This is a genomic window from Cytobacillus sp. QJM3NY_8 (assembly GCF_056173585.1).
In genome coordinates this window covers 1948261-1967542 of the sequence record NZ_CM149681.1, presented here as the reverse complement: position 1 = coordinate 1967542, position 19282 = coordinate 1948261, and the positions used below count along the sequence as shown (strand labels likewise).

Sequence of the window (19282 nt, the reverse complement as noted above, 5' to 3'; positions counted from 1 at the left end):
GTTTTACAAAAGTTTTATTTTGATATACAGGAAGACTTTTTCGGATATATTGTTGTTTTTCATCTATCTATATTGTCCTTTGATTTTCGCTCCAGGCTGCTCAGCGAACCGCGTGGCGGGCGGTGAGCCTCTCCCGCATAAGTCTTCGCACCTTCCGCTACAATCAACTCAGCAAATAATATACAAAAAGCAACAAAACTTACGAAAACAATCTTCAGGAAAAAACCGTACACAACACGAAAGAGTGGGTTGCCCCACTCTTCCTTTTGCGAGAGTTATTCTTAGTATTTCCAATAAAACTATACCATAACCAATTTTTTTATGCAAATGGAATAGCTGTCAGCAGAAGGGGGCGGACCATTTGCCTGCCCTCTTTTTTAGAATAGTGAAAGCTGATTTTGTTCAGGAAGAGATTCAAGGCAGCCGTGATTATCCAGATACTCGATAATCGTCTTGGACACTTTTCCGCGCTGCTGCAAATCTTCTTTGGATAGGAATTCTCCTTCTTCCCTTGCTTTAACAATATTGAATGCTGCGTTTGTACCCAATCCTGGAATGGAATTAAACGGCGGTATCAAAGAATTTCCATCAATGATAAACTCATTTGCGCTAGAGCGGTATAAGTCCACCTTTTGGAAGTTAAAGCCCCTTTCGTTCATTTCCAAAGCCAGCTCCATTACAGTTAATAGATTTTTTTCTTTCGTAGAAGCATCAAGTCCCTTTGCATTGATTTCTTCGATGCGGGAACGTATCGCCTGGGATCCTTTAACCATGGCATCAACGTCAAAGTCCTCTGCACGAACAGTGAAGTATGCTGCATAGTAAAGAAGCGGATGGTGCACTTTAAAATATGCAATCCGGACTGCCATTAATACGTAGGCTGCCGCATGGGCTTTAGGGAACATGTATTTAATCTTTTTACAGGAATCAATATACCATTCCGGCACTTCATTCTTTCTCATTTCAGCTTCCATTTCATCGCTCAGGCCTTTACCCTTACGAACCGATTCCATAATTTTAAAAGCAAAAGCAGGCTCAAGCCCCTGATAGATTAAATAAACCATAATATCATCGCGGCACCCGATTACTTCACTTAAGTTACAAATATTATTATGGATCAATTCCTGGGCATTCCCGAGCCAAACATCTGTACCATGAGAAAGACCCGAAATCTGGACAAGTTCTGAGAAAGTGGTCGGCTTTGTATCTTCAAGCATCTGGCGGACAAATCGTGTACCAAATTCCGGTATGCCTAGTGTTCCAGTTTTACACATGATTTGCTCTTCTGTCACACCAAGTGATTCCGGCCCGCTAAAAATTTTCATTACTTCAGGATCATCTGTCGGAATCGTTTTTGGATCAATACCGCTAAGATCCTGAAGCATCCTTATGACGGTTGGGTCGTCGTGCCCTAGTATATCGAGTTTTAATAGATTATCGTGAATTGAATGGAAGTCAAAATGAGTCGTTTTCCATTCAGATGTCCGGTCGTCAGCAGGGAACTGAATAGGCGAAAAATCATAAATATCCATGTAATCTGGCACAACAATAATACCGCCAGGGTGCTGTCCAGTTGTCCGCTTTACTCCTGTGCAGCCGGAAGCAAGCCTGTCAATTTCGGCACCCCTGATTTGAAGATTATTATCCTGCTGGTATGCTTTGACATAACCATAAGCTGTTTTGTCTGCCACAGTACCGATTGTTCCTGCACGGTATACATATTCCTCCCCGAATAGCACCTTTGTATAGTTATGTGCCCTCGGCTGGTATTCCCCCGAAAAGTTCAAGTCAATATCGGGAACCTTATCTCCCTTGAAACCAAGGAACGTTTCGAACGGGATATCATGTCCATCTTTTTTATATTTTGCTCCACAGTTCGGGCAGTCTTTATCAGGCAGGTCAAAACCGGAGCCAACTGACCCGTCATTGAAAAACTCGGATGTCTTGCATTCCGGGCAAACGTAATGGGGAGGCAGCGGATTTACTTCAGTTATTTCGGTCATCGTCGCAACAAAAGAGGAGCCGACTGATCCACGGGAACCAACAAGATAGCCATCATCCAGTGATCTTTTTACAAGCTTATGTGAGATCAGATAGATAACCGCGAACCCATGCCCGATAATACTCTTAAGTTCTTTTTCAAGGCGGGCTTCAACGATCTCAGGTAGCGGATCACCATAGATTTTCCTAGCCATTCCGTAACTCATGCTGCGCATTTCTTCATCTGCGCCTTCAATTTTTGGTGTATACAAATCATCTTTAATCGGCTTAATTTCTTCAATCATATCCGCTATTCTGTTCGTATTCTCTACCACAATTTCCTTCGCTTTGTCTTTGCCAAGGAATGAAAAAGCATCAAGCATTTCATTAGTAGTCCTGAAGTGAACATCCGGGAGCTGATGGCGATTCAAAGGATTTGCTCCTCCCTGTGAATTAACAAGGATTTTCCGATAGATTTTATCATTTGGATTCAAGTAGTGTACATTGCCTGTCGCGACAACCGGCAGATCAAGCTTTTCTCCCAGCTTTACAATATTGCCGATAATCTCTTCCAGCGCTTTTTCATCTCTTACAAGTTCAAGCTCCAAAAGGTGTGCATAGACAGCTTTCGGGTGCACTTCAAGATAATCGTAGAATTGCGCTGTATCTTCCACTTCATCTGGAGATTTCTGCATCATGCCTTCAAAAACTTCGCCTTTGTCACATCCCGATCCAACCAGAATTCCTGCACGATGTTTTTGCAGGACTGACCTCGGAATGCGGGGCACTCTGTAAAAATATTCAAGATGCGAGATGGATACGAGTTTAAAGATATTTTTCAAGCCTTCTTCTGTCTGAGCAAGCAGGGTGCAGTGCGCTGGTCTTGCACGCTGATAGGCATTTCCCTGACCCATATTATCATTGAATTGATCATGATATTCGATCCCTCTTTCATCTGCATGCTTAAGCATCTTAAGAAGCAGATAACCTGTGGCTTCCGCGTCATATATGGCACGGTGATGCTGGGTGAGTTCAACGTCGAACTTTTTGGCAAGCGTGTTCAGACGATGATTTTTCATGTCCGGATATAGAAAGCGTGCAAGTTCAAGAGTATCTATTACAGGATTAGACGCTTTGCCTATGCCCATTTTTTTATAGCCTACATTTAGGAAGCCCATGTCGAAGGATGCATTATGAGCTACTAAAACAGCATCTCCTGCCCATTCATGGAACTTCTTCAGTACCTCTTCCACTTCCGGTGCATTCTCCACCAGATCATCGGTGATTCCAGTCAGATTGATCGTTGTTGCCGACAAAGGGTGATGAGGGTTTGCAAAGGATTCAAACCGATCAATGATTTCACCATCATGAATCTTAACCGCGGCAAGCTCAATGATCGTATCATATACAGCTGATAAGCCTGTTGTCTCAACGTCAAATACAACATACGTATCTTCAGTAAGCTTGCGATGCGCATCATTATAGGCAATCGGCACACCATCATCCACAAGATTCGCTTCAATTCCGTATAAGATCTTTATATCATTCTTTTTCCCGGCACCATAGGCTTCAGGGAATGATTGAGCAACAGCATGATCAGTAATGGCAATAGCTTTGTGTCCCCACTTTTTCGCCTGTGAAACAAGTGCACTGACAGATGAAACTGCATCCATTTGGCTCATCGGTGTATGAAGATGAAGTTCAACCCTTTTTTCTTCAGCAGGTGATGTATCCTGTCTTTGAATAGGTTTAATTTCATTGATATCGTTCCCGATCATTACCAGGTCACGTACAAATGTATCGTTTTGTATGCTGCCTCGGACCTTTAGCCACATACCTTTTTGAACATGCTGAAATAAAGCAGCATCCTCTTTGTCCCGCGAGAACATTTTTACAAGAATGGAGCTGGTATAATCAGTAATTTTGAAAGTTAAGAGTGTCCGGCCGCTGCGGAGTTCTCTCGTTTCAGCAGCAAACACATAGCCTTCAACGGCTACTCTGCGCTCTTCATCAACTATATCAATCAATTTGCGGTAATCTGCATCATCCTTAATGGTAAGACCGATTGTAAGCGGCCCCTGAGGTGCTGAAGGATCTGCTGATTCAGCTTCTGCTTCTTTCTTCTGCATCTCGATTGCTGCCTGGAGACCGCGCTCCTGATCTTCTTTGCGTTTGGCCTCCATGAATTTTTCATATTCTTCATTGGATCCTTCAGAAGATACTTCTGTATCAACTGTTAAGGCCGGAAAGCCAAAAACTTGAAAAACATCTGAAATAGTGCCGGCATACTTTTTCTTGATAGACAATCCTTCCAATTCATTTCGGACCTTAATGATAAGTTTGTTGCCCTGAACAGAAGGAACCTGTTCATTCAGAAGCTTTATGAGCGGGGGCGCCATGCCATCCATTTCTTTGATGCAGTTGTGCCAGTATTCAAGAACAAGCTGTTCAGTAAAATCCTGATTTTTCACAGATATGCTGTAGGAAATTTCTGCAATATGGGAAAATGTCTTTTCCAGCTGATCTGTGAAGCGGCTATATACACTGCAAGGCACAATCTTTGGAAAAGCAAAATAAAAATGCCATTTCCGTGACTGTCTTTCGACTATGACCCTTTCGATCTGGGCATCATGAAAGTGCTGCACAAAGGCATCTTCAGTTAGCTGCATCTGCTGGAGCAAGAGCTGAAATCTAGAAGGTTCGCTCATCTTTCTCTCTCCCATCTAATAAACTTGGTTTCTATGTTTTACACTTTTGTTATAATCCTTGTTTTAATTCAATATTCTGCCCGTTGATTTCATCACGTGGCACTTGTTTCCCGCGGGGAGGAACAGGGCTCCTCGGCTCCGCCTGTGGGGTCTCCCACTCCCTCTCCTGCCGCAGGACTTTGAATAATCATCCTGACTTAGCACCGCACGAAGAAAATGCGAAAGCATTTTCGAGGATCAAGTACCCTCCACTCCAATCAACTCAGCATTAGAAATATTGTTATAATGTTAGAAAACTGAAAATAAATAAGCACCGCCATATTTAGAAATGGACAGACGGACTTAATTATAACATATCGAATCAGATAGTGAATGAAAAAACGGATTCCATTTTGGAACCCGTTTTTTCGTCTAAATCAAAATGAACACTGCCCATATTTTTATATTGCAGACATCATTTCAGCGATTTTATCTGCAAGCTGATCTTTGTGAATTTCCTGCATTTCACCTGTTTTTCTAACTTTCACTTCGACGATGCCTTCAGAAGCTTTTTTGCCCACAGTTATGCGGATTGGCAAACCGATAAGGTCGGAATCTGCAAATTTGACACCGGGACGTTCCTGGCGGTCATCCATTAATACTTCATAGCGATCACGCTTTAGCATTGTATATAATTCCTCAGCAACTGCAGACTGAGCTTCGTCCTTCATGTTAATAGGGATGAGATGCAAGTCGAATGGAGCCAGGGAGCGCGGCCAGATTAAGCCGTTCTCATCGCTGAACTGTTCGGCAACTGCAGCCATAGTACGGGAAACTCCGATGCCATAGCAGCCCATAATCATTGGCTGTGTTCTCCCATTTTCATCTAAAAAAGTCGCTTCCATTGCCTCACTATAGCGGGTGCCCAGCTTAAAGATATGTCCAACTTCAATTCCTTTGGCAAATTGAATCGTTCCTTGTCCATCTGGTGAAGGGTCGCCCTCTTGAATGAAACGGAGATCTGCATATCGGGTTACATAGAAATCACGATCTGGATTAGCATTGACATAATGAATTCCTTCTTCATTTGCGCCACATACACCATTCACAATGGCTTCCACTGCATGATCTGCAATGATCTCAATATCCTTCACTCCAATAGGTCCCAAAGAACCAACAGCACAGCCAAGAATTTGCTTAGTCTCTTCGGCATCAGCTAGCTCAACGGCAGCGGCTTCAAGCAGATTTTTAAGCTTGATGTCATTTACTTCATGGTCACCGCGGACAAGAACAAGAACATATTTTTCATCAGCTTTAAAAAGAAGCGTCTTTATGCACTGCTCTTTAGCCACGTTTAGGAAAGTTGAAACTTCTTCAATTGTTTTTTTGTTTTCTGTTGCTGCCTTTTCCAGTTCCTGAGGCTCCTCATTGCTCTTTGAGTATTGTGCAAGAACCGGAGCCATTTCAATATTGGCAGCGTATTCGGAAGTATCTGAGTATGCGATAGTATCTTCTCCAACTTCTGAAAGAACCATAAACTCATGTGTGTCTTTACCGCCCATTGCACCCGAGTCAGCAATGACAGCTCTGAAATTCAGGCCGCAGCGTCTGAACACATTAGAATAAGCTGTAAAAAGCTTATCATACATTTCATCAAGGCTTTCTTGATTTGAGTGAAAGGAATAGGCATCCTTCATGATAAACTCACGCCCGCGAAGAAGCCCAAAGCGAGGACGCTTCTCATCACGGAACTTTGTCTGAATCTGATAAAGAGCCAATGGTAATTTCTTATATGATTTTACTGCATCACGAACCAGGCTGGTAATCACTTCTTCATGAGTGGCACCCAAAGCGAACTCTCGCTCATGGCGATCCTTCATTCTCATCAGTTCAGGTCCGTATGTATACCAGCGCCCGGATTCCTGCCATAGTTCAGCCTGCTGAAGGGCTGGCATCAGAAGCTCGACAGCCCCTGCATTATCCATTTCTTCTCTGATAATAGCTTCAACCTTTTGCAGAACTTTTTTCGCTAAAGGCATATAGCTATAAATTCCGCTTGCGTTCTGGCGGATAAAACCAGCCCTCAGCAATAATTGGTGGCTTCTGGTTTCCGCATCTGCAGGCACTTCTTTTAATGTAGGAATAAGCGTCATGCTCTGTTTCATTTATTTGCACCTCAATTAAAAATATGTAATGAATCTGCTTCCTCAACAAAAGAAGGGTCTCCCGGTCTTCAGAAAAAGCTAATAGCTTCCTAAAGACCAGAGCCCTCATCCTTCTTCTGCATGCAGCTCTGCTAAGTTTTTACAGGAAAAATCTCTGAATATCATTCCAAGTGACCACGAGCATTAATAGCATTAAAAGGGCAAACCCAATAAAGTGGACCATTCCCTCTTTATGGCGGTCAATTGGCTTCCCTCTTACAGCTTCAACAGCAAAGAACATTAATCTTCCGCCATCGAGAGCCGGAATTGGAAGCAGGTTCATAATTCCCAGATTTATGCTTAGGATACCTGCCCATTTCATTAAGTAATAGATGCCTGATTTGGCTACTGTATCTGTTGAAACATAGATACCTACCGGGCCTGATAATGCATCAATTGAGAACTGTCCAGTGACAAGCTTGCCTAGCATGACAAAAATCTCTTTAGTCCAGAAATAGGTTTCCTTAGCTCCATAGGTAATGGCCTTTAAAGGTGATTTCTCCATTGGACTATATACTCCAATGATTCCAATCTTTTCGCCTTCAACATCCTGAACCTTCGGAGTAACCGGTATTGTATGTTCCTGGCCGTTTCTTTCCACCAAAAACTCCAATTCTTCACTTGGGTTTTGTCTAATGATTTCTACTACATCTGACCAGCTTGAAATTTCTGCTCCATCGACACTTTGAACCAAATCGCCTTCCTTAAGCCCAGCTTCATAAGCTGCACCATCAGGGGTCAGCTTGCCTAGTGCAGGTTCATTAGTCGGAATACCCTGCAATAAGGCTATTAGTACAAAAACAATAAAAGCCAGAACAAAATTCATCATCGGGCCTGCGAAAATCGCCATTGTTCTCTGGCCCAATGTCTTTGATGCAAATTGACGGTCATACGGGGCAATGAGCGTCTCTGTTCCATCCTCAACCAGCACAGCTGAACGGCTGATTTTAAAAACTTGGATTGACTCTTCCTCTTCACCCTCAACATACCCTTTTATTTCAAGGGCATGCTCAATGTCAGCATCTTCAACTTCAACTATTCTTGCATCTGAATATTTATCCTTATTGTTTAAAATAATTTTGCTTACTTCCTCGTTATCATCAAGGATCAGGCCGATGCGGTAGCCAGGTTTAATTTCCACCATCTCGGGATCTTCACCGGCCATGCGCACAAACCCGCCTATTGGCAATAGACGAATCGTATAAACTGTTTCATCTTTTTTAAAGGAAAACACTTTAGGGCCGAATCCAATAGCGAATTCGCGGCAGAGAATTCCTGCTCTTTTTGCAAAAATTAAATGTCCCAGTTCATGGAAAAATACCAGTGCCCCGAAAATAACAATAAAGGCTATTACTGTACTCAAGTTTTAACCACCTTTTTTTAGAGGTTGTTCAAATGTGCTGGTGAGTGTTAATAAATTTATTGCAGCCATTTGAACGCAAGCTTATAGAAGCGAGTTAACATATTTCCTCGTTTCCAAATCTGTTGCCTGGATCTCATCAAGACTTGGATTTGAGATAATATTATGGCTGGCCAGTGCTCTTTCGATGAAATCTTCTATTTGCAGGAAGGTAATCTTTCCATCTAAGAATGCAGCAACAGCAGCTTCATTTGCAGCATTTAATACAGCTGGCATTGATCCGCCAGCTTTTCCGGCTTCATAGGCAAACTTCAGGCAGCGAAAGCGCTCAAAGTCCATTTCTGCAAAATGGAGCTTGCCAATTTCAGCTAGATTCAGCCGGTTTGCTGTTCGGAGCGGGAGCCTGTCAGGATAAGTTAAAGCATACTGAATCGGTACTCTCATATCCGGAGTGCCAAGCTGTGCGATTACACTGCTGTCATGAAATTCAACCATGGAATGGATAATACTTTCTTTATGAAGAAGGACGTCAATTTTACTGTAATCCATGGAGAAAAGCCAATGTGCTTCAATTACTTCAAGTCCCTTATTCATCATGGTAGCAGAATCGATGGTGATTTTTGCTCCCATTGACCAATTCGGATGATTAAGTGCCTCTTCAACTGTCACATTTTCTAATTCCTTGCGTGAGCGGTCTCTGAAGCTTCCTCCAGAAGCTGTCAAAATGAGCCTTTCAATATTTTTCTCTTTTTCCCCCTGCAGGGATTGAAAAATAGCTGAATGTTCACTGTCTACAGGAAGAAGCATAACACCGTTTCGCTTTGCTGCTTCCATGACCAGATGGCCGGCAGTCACAAGGGTTTCCTTATTTGCGATGGCGATTGTCTTTTTTTCCTCAATCGCCTGCAATGTGGAATCAAGTCCTACGCTGCCTAAAACTGCATTAACCAGTATTTCAGATTTTGGATAAACAGCTACTTCTATCAAACCTTCATGTCCATATGTAAATGTTATGCCGGGAAACTCAGCTTTAAGAATATCTGCAGAACTTTTTTCTGATAGTGAGACAAGTTCCGGCTGAAAGTCAGAGATAATTTTCCGGGCAAGGTCTATATTTCTGCCTGCAGACATGGCTGCTAGCTTAAATTCTTCTGGGTGTTCCTTAATGATATCAAGGGTCTGTGTCCCAATCGACCCTGTTGCACCCATTAAACTGATATGTTTCATAGTCTCCTCCTAAAAGAAAAGCGGAAGCGCCTTGCCCACCCCCGACAAGCATAAGACGAGCCTTCCTGAAAGGCGTTCTATGCCTTTCTGGGAGGATCGGCTTATGACCTAGAGGGGGTAGGCGCTGGAGCTAGACAGTTATTTAACTTCAGGATCTATAAATTCTGATCTAAAAGAAAAGCGGAAGCGCCTTGCCCACCTCCGAATATTGGTTTGACACCATTAGGGGGCAGGCGCTGGAGCTAGACAGTTATCTATTAATCAAATGCGGACTGCTCCCTGGCCACCAGCTTTAGAGCAAGTGAAAAAAGTGCAGCAATGGCAGGACGAATAATAAGCTGTCAAAGCGGTCCAGAATTCCGCCATGGCCAGGCAGAATATTTCCTGAGTCTTTTACATTATAATGACGCTTTAATGCTGATTCCACTAAATCCCCTATTTGCCCGAACACTGACAAGATTGCTGTAATCACTAATAATCCCAGCATGGACTCATCAATATCTGTGAAGATAATAAATAATACCGCAACGGCAAGAGCACAGACCACACCACCAAGTGACCCTTCCACAGTCTTATTCGGGCTGATTTCAGGCCAAAGCTTCTTCTTTCCCATTGCTTTTCCTATAAAGTAGGCACCTGAATCTGTTGCCCAAATAAGAAATAATGCAAAAAAGAGATATGTCAAACCCTGATCTGCGAAGCGGGTCTCAATAAAATAGAAAAACCCAATGCCAACATATAAAGTAGACATAATCGAAAAAGCCACATCATCAAAAGTAAATTTATTTTTTGTTGCAACAGTATACGTTAGGAAAAGAAGCACCCCAAAAAGAGCTACCTCAATTTTTGTATAATTCAAATCATCCAGGATTGACTGAAATTCTTTAGGCAATAGGAAAACCCACAATAATAGTAAAGAAATAATGCCTGGAATCGAGAATAAACTTAAATTTCTCATTTTCAATAGTTCATATAGTGCAATGGATGCCAGCAAGTATGCCAGGATGATTATTGGCATGCCTCCAAAGATAATGACTGGCAGGAGGACTGCACCGAATATAATTGCTGTGATAATACGCTGCTTCATTCAATTTTTCAACACCTTTATTGTACTCCCCCAAAACGCCTTTGGCGGCTTTGGAATACTTCGATTGCTTCGAGCATTTGCTCTTCATTGAAATCCGGCCACAATACATCTGTAAACCAGAATTCTGTATACGCAAGCTGCCAAAGCATAAAATTGCTTAATCTGATTTCACCGCTTGTACGAATCAGCAGATCAGGATCCTGCAGTCCGCCCGTCATGAGGTAGGATGAGAATTTTTCTTCATTCAATTCATTTTCATCCATTATACCACTTTTGCAATCATTTAAGACATGCTTGACGGCTTCGAGTATTTCGGCTCTGCTTCCATAATTAAGTGCAAAGTTCAACACTAGGCCTGTGTTATTTTTTGTCTCTTCCATCGCTTTGGAAACTGCATTTCGGGTATGGGCAGGCAGGTGGTCAAAATAACCAATCATTCTTACTTGCACATTCTCTTCTACCAGCTCTGGCAGGAAAGTTCCCAGAAATTCCTCAGGCAGTTTCATAAGAAAGTCCACTTCCATTTTAGGCCTTTTCCAATTTTCAGTAGAGAATGCATATAGAGTTAAGGTCTTTACTCCAATATCGCTTGCAAATCTGGTAATTTTTCGGACAACTTTCATTCCCTCATGATGGCCGGCAACTCTTGGAAGAGCTCTTTTCTTCGCCCATCTTCCATTTCCATCCATAATGATGGCAACATGCTCAGGGATTTGCAATTCTTTTATTTTTTCAACTCTCTCTCGGAGATCGGAAGAACTGTTTTGGGACTTCCATAACTTCATTTTATCAAACATAAGTCTGCTCCTTTAAAATAGGTTAATCCTCCGATAAAAGATAAGTGAAACTTCAATCAGCAGGGGCTTGATCCCGGATGATTGATAGCTGATATTCATTCATAGTATCTTTTAGAGATTATTCTAATGGTAAATTATGATATTGCCTCTTTCCGCATGATAATATCATACCAAAAATAAAAAAATATATCTCTATAAAAGAGTATGTTACCAGAAACTAAATTCAGGATAGGAATACTGGCTTCTATACATATTCCAGCGAAGTCAGCATGCAAATACACAAACTGATTATGTAGCTCCCAAAGAGTAAAAGAACCCCCTATTGATAGAGGGTTCTCAGTATAGAGTCATTAGACTGCAAGAATTTCTTTTTCTTTTTCTTTTGTTAATTCGTCAATCTTACTGATGTGATCATCAGTAAGTTTTTGAATGTCATCAGAAAAACCGCGAAGATCATCTTCTGTGATATCTCCATTTTTTTCAAGCTTTTTAAGGTCATCATTGGCATCGCGGCGAACATTGCGGATAGCAACTTTTGCGTCTTCCGATTCTTTTTTGACAACCTTCACGAGGTCTTTGCGGCGTTCCTCAGTAAGCTGAGGAATAGCCAGTCTGATAACACTGCCGTCATTAGACGGATTTAAGCCGATATCAGATTTAAGGATGGCTTTTTCAATTTCTCCAAGAATGGATTTGTCATAAGGAGTAATGACTAAAAGGCGCGCTTCTGGAGCAGATACCCCGGCTAGCTGATTTACAGGAGTCGGTGCACCATAGTAATCAACAGTAATGCGATCAAGCAATGAAGCATTTGCTTTACCTGCTCGGATGCTCGCAAGCTCCCTTGTATAAGCTGAAATTGCTTTAGTCATTCTTTCTTTTGCATCTGCAATAACTTGTTTTGGCATTATTTTTTCCCCCTAACGATTGTTCCGATTGTTTCACCCATTACGGCGCGGTTAATATTGCCTTTTTCCATAATTGAGAACACAATTAATGGAATGTTGTTATCCATGCATAAAGATGAAGCTGTAGAATCCATAACAGCCAATCCTTCTTTCAAAACATCAAGATAGGAAAGCTCATCATATTTTTTAGCATTTTTATCAATGCGAGGGTCAGCTGAATAGACGCCATCCACATTGTTTTTCGCCATTAGAATTACTTCTGCTTCAATTTCTGCAGCTCGCAATGCTGCTGTTGTATCAGTAGAGAAGTAAGGATTTCCGGTTCCTGCAGCAAAGATCACAACCCGCTTTTTCTCAAGATGGCGGATGGCTCTTCTGCGGATGTACGGCTCAGCGACCTGCCTCATCTCGATTGAGGTTTGAACTCTCGTCTCCACTCCGAGATTCTCGAGGCTATCCTGCAGCGCCAATGAGTTCATGACAGTAGCAAGCATTCCCATATAGTCGGCATTTGCCCTGTCCATACCCATTTCTTCTCCAATCTTTCCGCGCCAGATGTTTCCTCCGCCGACAACAACGGCAACCTCAACACCTAATGCAGCCAGATCCTTAACCTGTGCAGCAATTGATTTAATCACTGAAGGATTAATTCCAAATCCTTGCTCCCCTGCTAAAGCTTCTCCACTTAATTTCAAGACCACGCGTTTGTATTTAGGGCTGCTCATAAGAACCTCCATATGTAGTATAAAAACTCACCATTGCTTTTTAATTTTATCTCATTCTTGAAAAACAGGGAACACAAAGTGTTCCCTGAATCATAGCTGAATTAATTAATATTAAAAAATTACTTCTTAACTTGGTTCATTACTTCTTCAGCGAAGTTGTCTTCACGCTTTTCAATACCTTCTCCAACTTCGTAGCGAACGAACTCACGGATTTTTCCGCCTTTAGATTCAACGAATTTCCCTACTTTTTGATCAGGGTTTTTAACAAAAGCCTGGTCATTTACGCAAACATCTTCGAAATATTTGCCAAGGCGTCCTTCTACCATCTTAGCAACGATGTTCTCAGGCTTGCCTTCGTTAAGAGCTTGCTGAGTCAATACTTGACGCTCGCGCTCTACTTCGTCCTGTGATACTTCATCACGAGATACATATTTTGGGTTTAGGGCAGCAATATGCATTGCAACATCTTTCGCTGCATCCTCGTCAGTTGTTCCTTCAAGAACTGTTAGCACACCAATGCGTCCGCCCATGTGAAGGTACGCACCGAAAGCATCGCTGTCAGTTTTTGTTTTGATTTCGAAGCGGCGAAGAGAAAGCTTTTCTCCGATTTTAGCAATCGCACTGTTGATGTGAGATTCTAATGTTGCACCGTTAGCCATTGTCTGGCCAGCTGCTTCTTCAACAGAAGCAGGCTTTACAGAAAGCAAATGCTCTGCGATTTCTTTAACAAGAGTTTGGAACCCTTCGTTTTTGGCAACGAAATCTGTTTCAGAGTTTACTTCAAGGATAACAGCTTCGTTTCCGTCTACTTTAACAGAAGTAAGACCTTCTGCAGCAATACGGTCACCTTTCTTAGCAGCTTTAGCGATTCCTTTTTCACGAAGGAAGTCGATTGCTTTTTCCATATCACCTTCAGTTTCCTGAAGTGCTTTTTTGCAGTCCATCATGCCTGCGCCTGTTTTTTCACGAAGTTCTTTAACCATTTGAGCAGTAATTGCCATTATGAGATCCTCCTTAATGAGTTATGTAATAATATCTTTACCATTTATAGCTGTATGGAAAACTAAACTTTGCCTTTTCTTTAAAAAAAGGTGATAAAGGGTGCTCCCTCTTATCACCTTCTTTTAAATCAAGAAAAAAGCACCTTAGAGCAGTACAGCTCCAGCGCTCCAAGGCGCCTCCGCTTTTCTATTAAGCAGTTGTAACTTCTTCACCTTGTTTAGCTTCAAGGATAGCATCTGCCATTTTGCCTGTTAACAATTTAACAGCGCGGATAGCATCATCGTTTGCAGGAATGACAACATCAATTTCATCCGGATCACAGTTAGTGTCAACGATACCAACGATAGGGATGTTTAATTTATGTGCTTCTGCAACAGCGATGCGCTCTTTGCGTGGGTCAATGATGAATAGAGCATCTGGAAGGCTCTTCATATCTTTGATTCCGCCTAAGAACTTCTCTAAGCGCTCTTGCTCTTTCTTCAATTGAACAACTTCTTTTTTAGGAAGAACTTCGAAAGTTCCGTCTTCAGACATTCTTTCGATATCCTTTAAACGCGCAATACGCTTTTGGATTGTTTCAAAGTTTGTTAAAGTTCCGCCCAACCAGCGCTGGTTCACATAGAACATACCAGAACGGATTGCTTCTTCTTTAACAGAATCTTGAGCTTGTTTCTTAGTTCCTACGAAAAGGATTGTGCCGCCGTTACCAGCAAGCTCCTTAACGAAGTTATAAGCTTCTTCTACCTTCTTAACAGTCTTTTGAAGGTCGATGATGTAGATGCCGTTACGCTCAGTGAAGATATATTTCTTCATCTTAGGGTTCCAGCGGCGCGTCTGGTGTCCGAAGTGTACACCAGCTTCAAGCAATTGCTTCATTGAAATTACTGACATTTGTGTTTCCTCCTAATGGTTTTTAGTTCCTCCGCCCATATCATTTTCAGCCGGCAACTGCATTTGAACAGCACCATCCGGCTAAATCCATAAGCGTGTGTATTAACACCATTTGTTAATATAGCATAAGTGTTTTTCACAATCAAGCTATTCTTGCTGATTTTGACGAAATTTAAGCATTAACTCGATTTCTGTCTTCCCTTTTCCTAATTTTTTTGCAATATCTTCCACATTCAATCCCTGTTTTTTCATCATAAACACTTGATCTTCCATTGATGAAGGAATCTCTTCTTTAACCCGCTGACTGTTATCTGACTGCATTACAGATTCAGGTACCTTTAAAGATGCTAAACCTTCTGATTCATTCGATTCTTCCTCCGCAGCCCTCAAGTTCTTTTTGTAGGCTTTAGATGCCTTATATACGGATGCTCTGGCTAATCGCAATGATTTCTCAGCAGCTTTAGCTATATTTTCATCACTTTTTCTTTCCGGATTTACCCTGATGCTTTTTTCTTTTACAAATGATTGGTTTTTAGCATTTATCTGCGAAAATTTGTTAATAAAGTCATCGTTTTCTTCCTTCATTTGAATTAGGTAAGAAGATATGACTTCTTCCATTTCAACAAGCATTTTTTCCTGTTTTTTCTCTGTTTCCATTAATTTGTTCTGACGCAGAAACAGCAAAATAATGGCTAATAACGCTACAATATTCAGCAGCAGGCTAATAGCTAATAGAAAAGCTGTCATGATATCCCTCTATCCGCTGTAGTCAATAACCTTCCCTTTGTATGGATGGTTCTGTATGTCATTGCTGTCTTTTTTCTGATTATCTTTCCGTTCATGTCCCCCGGCATCATTTTGGCTTTCGCTGTCATCATTGCCAAGATTGACATTTTGTTTTTGCTCATGTTTGATCACGGTCTTCCGCTGCTTCTCAGCATTTTCCCGTATACTCTCGGCAGCAAACCCGCTTATTGTCTGTCCCCTCTGCTGAAGCTGTTCCTGGATTTTACCTGCGTCAAACGTTCTCGGCAGTGCTATCTGCATTTCTATTGATTTTAAACTCATCCCGGATCACTTCCTTAATAAAGGATCGTTTCTCCCTGTTTCTAAAGGATTACTTCTTATTTCTCCCTTTGAAAAATGGAACTTTGAAGATTTGAACTGTCTGGCGAATCACTTTTGAATATTTTCCAAAATGCATAGAAGTGTTTGGAAATACCTTCCTATAAATAACAATCGAAGCTTTCATTTTTCATCTTTATCTTTTTCCAGTTCGGTAGCTCTTCTTTTATTTTGGTCAATTTAACCTGCTTAACCTGCAAATGAGCTTTTGTGGCCCTTTGTTTGAGAATAATGATTCTATGTTCTTCCGACAGCTTTCCTGTAAGCCTTGCTATTTCTGTCAGTCTTCCATCAATATTATCCAGCTTTTTGATTGCTTCCTGCAGTTTGGCTGATTCGTTCAGGAGAGCTTTATCAGCCTTATCCAAATCGGTGTCCATCCCTGTAAAAAGCTCCGTTTTAGTAAATAAGTGATTGCCCAACTTTTAATTTTAACAGATATGCATCACTGCCGTTTTCTGCAAGAATTCCTTTTGATAATAGAATGGGATATTCCACTGAGAAAGGATTTCTGCAGATTCACTGGATTACTTCTTCGCTCATACTAAATGTGACTTTTTCGTCAGCAAGCAGTTTGTACAAATCTTCAGGGTGGACGGCTCTATCAAGCTTAATATCTGACGGCTGAATCAATGCAGCTAAACGTTGAGCATCAACTAAAATTTGAAATTGGTTTTCCATGCTGATTCCTTCCTTTGCAGACATTAGATTATATTGCTTTTTCCAGCAGCTGCCTCAGCTTAAAAATTGACTTTGAATGAATTTGAGATATACGGGAGGTAGATAGGCCCATCACTTCGCCAATTTCTGTCAATGTTAATTCCTCTTTATAAAATAAACTTAGCACCATCTGCTCTTTTTCATTTAATTGTAAGATTTTTTCAGCCATTTCTTCCAAAAGTTCATTCTTTAATACCTTTTCTTCTGGAATAATTGCTTTTTCATCCTTAATGGAGTAACTGCCATCCTTTTCGTCAGCATCGGGCTGTTCATCAATTGAAAGGATGTTTGCGTAAAAATGTTCATTCATAACAGAATACACTTCATCTTCCTGCATCTCTGCTTCTTCAGCAATTTCATGCACAGTTGCATTGCGCATCAGCCGCTGCTCCAGCTTCTCAATGGCAGCATCTATTTTTTTCGCTTTATCCCTCGTACTTCGCGGAAGCCAATCTTCCTTCCTTAATCCATCCAGAATTGCACCGCGAATGCGAAAAGAAGCATATGTATCAAATTTCAAATCTCTTGCAGGATCAAATTTTTCCAGAGCGTCATATAACCCCATTAGCCCCAAGCTACGAATATCATCTCTTGAAACATTCTTCGGCAGGGTAGCGGATATCCGCTGTACATGATAGCTTACAAGAGGCAAATATTTTTTCACAAGAAAATTCCCCGCTTGAGCATCACGAGAGTCGACCCATTTAGCCCAGTATGTGCTTTCTTCGGTTATCAGGTCTGTCATGGCCATCCTCCTCAAACGTTTCCATTTCTATTAACTATTGTTAGTATATCAAAATGTTTCCTATAAAAATATTAACTTCAGCCTTCACCGCTCGCTTTTAACCCATAAAGAGGGGACGTGTTCTTCGGAGAGGTTATTGGAGAGATTTATAAAAAAGCCGGAAAAAAAAAGCTGATTCTCTAAAAACTGCACATAATTAAAAACAGGAACTTAAATAATCATTTGGCCTTTGTTTACAGTCCGAATCATCAATTCGCCTGATTGAGGGTTGAATTCGATTGTTCTGCCGCTGTGGCCCCCAACATCTTCACCTAAAATGGCAATTTTCAAGAATGAAAGTTCCTGTTTTACTGCCTCTACGTTCCTGGGACCAATCCTCATTAAATCACTTCCGGAGGAGTACTTAAACATTTGAGCTCCACCGGCAATCTTCGCTTTTAATCCTGAAGGCCTTGCCCCGCCTTTCGCCAGAAGGCTCACTAAGTCCCTGATTGCAGTATCAGCATATTTAGCTGAATTAAAGCTTGCACCTTTGGCAAGAGAGGAGTCAGGCAGCATAATATGTGCAAGTCCGGCAATTTCTGCGCTAAGGTCATAAAGAACCACACCTACACAGGAACCAAGTCCTGAGGTCCTGATTAAGCTGGGGGTTTTAACAATATTCATATCTGCGATGCCTACTTTTACAACTTCAAGAAGATTATTCATGATCCGGGACTCCCAAGGCCTTAAAAATGATTTGAAATGATTCAGGATCGGGAAGCAAAAAAAAGTGGCCATTTACAGCATCCGTATTTTGAAATCCTTCATTTAAAGCTGTATCAATTACGATCGCGTAATCGCTCACCTGTGAAATTTCCAGCAGCCCCGTGCCAATTATTGCTCCCACCATATCAATGCTCAGCATTGGCACAGAGGGGAAAAGTGATAGTTTGGTAAAATCCGATAAAGAAGATAAATAAGAGCCTGAGAGAATGTTTCCAAGCTCCTGCAGTGCCGATAGGGCAAGCTCATCATATGGCAATTCATCTGCACAGAAAGGTATGTTTCCAGGCAGTTCCCGAATGAAGATTTCAGCCTGTTCAAGAGGCAGTACAAAAAACATGCTGCCTGGGGCGTCTCCGTCTATCCTCAGAAACACCCCGGCCACTACATTGTCTGCCCCTCCAGCCATATCGATCATTTCATCAAAAGAAACAATTTTCACATCCGGCACAGACATATCAATTTTTTTATTGAGAAGCGTTGATAATGCAGTCGCCGCATGCCCAGCTCCAATATTCCCGATTTCTTTAAGAATATCCAATTTCAAGCTGCTGATATTCTTGTCTAGAAAACTCATCCCGCTATCCCTTGTCCATCATGGGCTGTCAACTCTTCAGGATTCAGGACTCTTTCCAAATCTATCAGAATAAATAATCGCTTATCGATTTTCGTTACACCTTTGATAAAATCGGCCTCTTCAGTACCGATTACCTCCGGCGGGGGTTCAATAGATTCAAGGTCCACATCAATGACATCATTTGCAGAATCTACAATCAGGCCAACTTCCATATCATCCAATACCGCGATAATTACTCGTGAATGCTCATTATATTCAGCCTCTTCCAGATTAAATCTGCTTCTGAGACTAATAATCGGCGTTACAACCCCCCGTAAATTGATTACTCCTTTTACAAAGCCTGCTGTTCGTGGAACCCGGGTTATATGCTCAACCTTTTCAATTGAACGCACCTGATTCACCGGAATTGCATACTCTTTCTCTTTCAGCTGGAATACAATCAATTTTAAATCTACGGCTGCCGTTTCACTCATCCTGTTCAC

Annotated in this window: 18 protein-coding genes; all 18 read right to left on the bottom strand. The window is 41.6% G+C overall.

The genetic code is table 11. From position 1 onward, the window contains the following. Window positions 1–377: 377 nt before the first annotated feature. On the bottom strand, window positions 378–4688 hold the full coding sequence (locus AC0VZ9_RS10245) for a PolC-type DNA polymerase III (protein WP_475397326.1): 4311 nt from the start codon (window positions 4686–4688) through the stop codon (window positions 378–380). Between the two features lie 440 nt (window positions 4689–5128). Then, complete coding sequence (locus AC0VZ9_RS10240; RefSeq protein WP_475397325.1) at window positions 5129–6832, bottom strand: proline--tRNA ligase; 1704 nt, start codon at window positions 6830–6832, stop codon at window positions 5129–5131. 139 nt (window positions 6833–6971) lie between these two features. Continuing rightward, window positions 6972–8234 carry an RIP metalloprotease RseP gene (gene rseP, locus AC0VZ9_RS10235; protein ID WP_475397324.1) on the bottom strand — a complete coding sequence of 421 codons (1263 nt, stop codon included), beginning with the start codon at window positions 8232–8234 and terminating at the stop codon, window positions 6972–6974. Window positions 8235–8315: 81 nt separating this feature from the next. Continuing rightward, window positions 8316–9458 carry a 1-deoxy-D-xylulose-5-phosphate reductoisomerase gene (locus tag AC0VZ9_RS10230; RefSeq protein WP_009330711.1) on the bottom strand — a complete coding sequence of 381 codons (1143 nt, stop codon included), beginning with the start codon at window positions 9456–9458 and terminating at the stop codon, window positions 8316–8318. Window positions 9459–9750: 292 nt separating this feature from the next. Further along, the gene (locus AC0VZ9_RS10225) at window positions 9751–10545 is read right to left on the bottom strand and encodes a phosphatidate cytidylyltransferase (RefSeq protein WP_009330712.1); all 795 of its coding nucleotides are present in this window, start codon (window positions 10543–10545) and stop codon (window positions 9751–9753) included. Window positions 10546–10562: 17 nt separating this feature from the next. Then, complete coding sequence (locus AC0VZ9_RS10220) at window positions 10563–11342, bottom strand: isoprenyl transferase (RefSeq protein WP_009330713.1); 780 nt, start codon at window positions 11340–11342, stop codon at window positions 10563–10565. Window positions 11343–11692: 350 nt separating this feature from the next. Further along, window positions 11693–12250, bottom strand: coding sequence for a ribosome recycling factor (gene frr, locus AC0VZ9_RS10215; RefSeq protein WP_009330715.1), 558 nt, complete (start codon window positions 12248–12250; stop codon window positions 11693–11695). Further along, window positions 12250–12975 carry a UMP kinase gene (pyrH, locus tag AC0VZ9_RS10210; protein ID WP_009330717.1) on the bottom strand — a complete coding sequence of 242 codons (726 nt, stop codon included), beginning with the start codon at window positions 12973–12975 and terminating at the stop codon, window positions 12250–12252. Before pyrH ends, frr begins: the two co-directional genes overlap by 1 nt. 119 nt (window positions 12976–13094) lie before the next feature. Beyond that, window positions 13095–13976 (bottom strand): translation elongation factor Ts, encoded by an 882-nt coding sequence (gene tsf, locus AC0VZ9_RS10205; RefSeq protein ID WP_009330719.1) that lies wholly within the window; start codon window positions 13974–13976, stop codon window positions 13095–13097. Window positions 13977–14166: 190 nt separating this feature from the next. After that, the gene (rpsB, locus tag AC0VZ9_RS10200; protein ID WP_009330721.1) at window positions 14167–14868 is read right to left on the bottom strand and encodes a 30S ribosomal protein S2; all 702 of its coding nucleotides are present in this window, start codon (window positions 14866–14868) and stop codon (window positions 14167–14169) included. Between the two features lie 147 nt (window positions 14869–15015). Next, complete coding sequence (locus AC0VZ9_RS10195; RefSeq protein ID WP_475397323.1) at window positions 15016–15615, bottom strand: DUF6115 domain-containing protein; 600 nt, start codon at window positions 15613–15615, stop codon at window positions 15016–15018. Window positions 15616–15624: 9 nt separating this feature from the next. Continuing rightward, the gene (locus AC0VZ9_RS10190; protein WP_019381776.1) at window positions 15625–15936 is read right to left on the bottom strand and encodes a hypothetical protein; all 312 of its coding nucleotides are present in this window, start codon (window positions 15934–15936) and stop codon (window positions 15625–15627) included. Between the two features lie 158 nt (window positions 15937–16094). Further along, complete coding sequence (locus AC0VZ9_RS10185) at window positions 16095–16373, bottom strand: hypothetical protein (RefSeq protein ID WP_475397322.1); 279 nt, start codon at window positions 16371–16373, stop codon at window positions 16095–16097. Window positions 16374–16512: 139 nt separating this feature from the next. Further along, window positions 16513–16698, bottom strand: a complete 186-nt coding sequence (locus AC0VZ9_RS10180; protein ID WP_475397321.1) for a hypothetical protein — start codon at window positions 16696–16698, stop codon at window positions 16513–16515. Window positions 16699–16702: 4 nt separating this feature from the next. After that, entirely contained in the window at window positions 16703–17458 is a 756-nt protein-coding gene (locus AC0VZ9_RS10175; RefSeq protein WP_009330732.1) for a FliA/WhiG family RNA polymerase sigma factor, read from the bottom strand. 210 nt (window positions 17459–17668) lie between these two features. Further along, a complete protein-coding gene (locus tag AC0VZ9_RS10170; RefSeq protein ID WP_009330734.1) occupies window positions 17669–18166 on the bottom strand; it encodes a chemotaxis protein CheD in 498 nt (165 codons plus the stop codon). After that, window positions 18159–18800, bottom strand: a complete 642-nt coding sequence (locus tag AC0VZ9_RS10165; protein WP_475397320.1) for a chemotaxis protein CheC — start codon at window positions 18798–18800, stop codon at window positions 18159–18161. The genes AC0VZ9_RS10170 and AC0VZ9_RS10165 overlap by 8 nt, the downstream gene beginning before the upstream one ends. Then, complete coding sequence (locus AC0VZ9_RS10160; protein ID WP_475397319.1) at window positions 18797–19273, bottom strand: chemotaxis protein CheW; 477 nt, start codon at window positions 19271–19273, stop codon at window positions 18797–18799. Before AC0VZ9_RS10160 ends, AC0VZ9_RS10165 begins: the two co-directional genes overlap by 4 nt. Window positions 19274–19282: the final 9 nt, after the last annotated feature.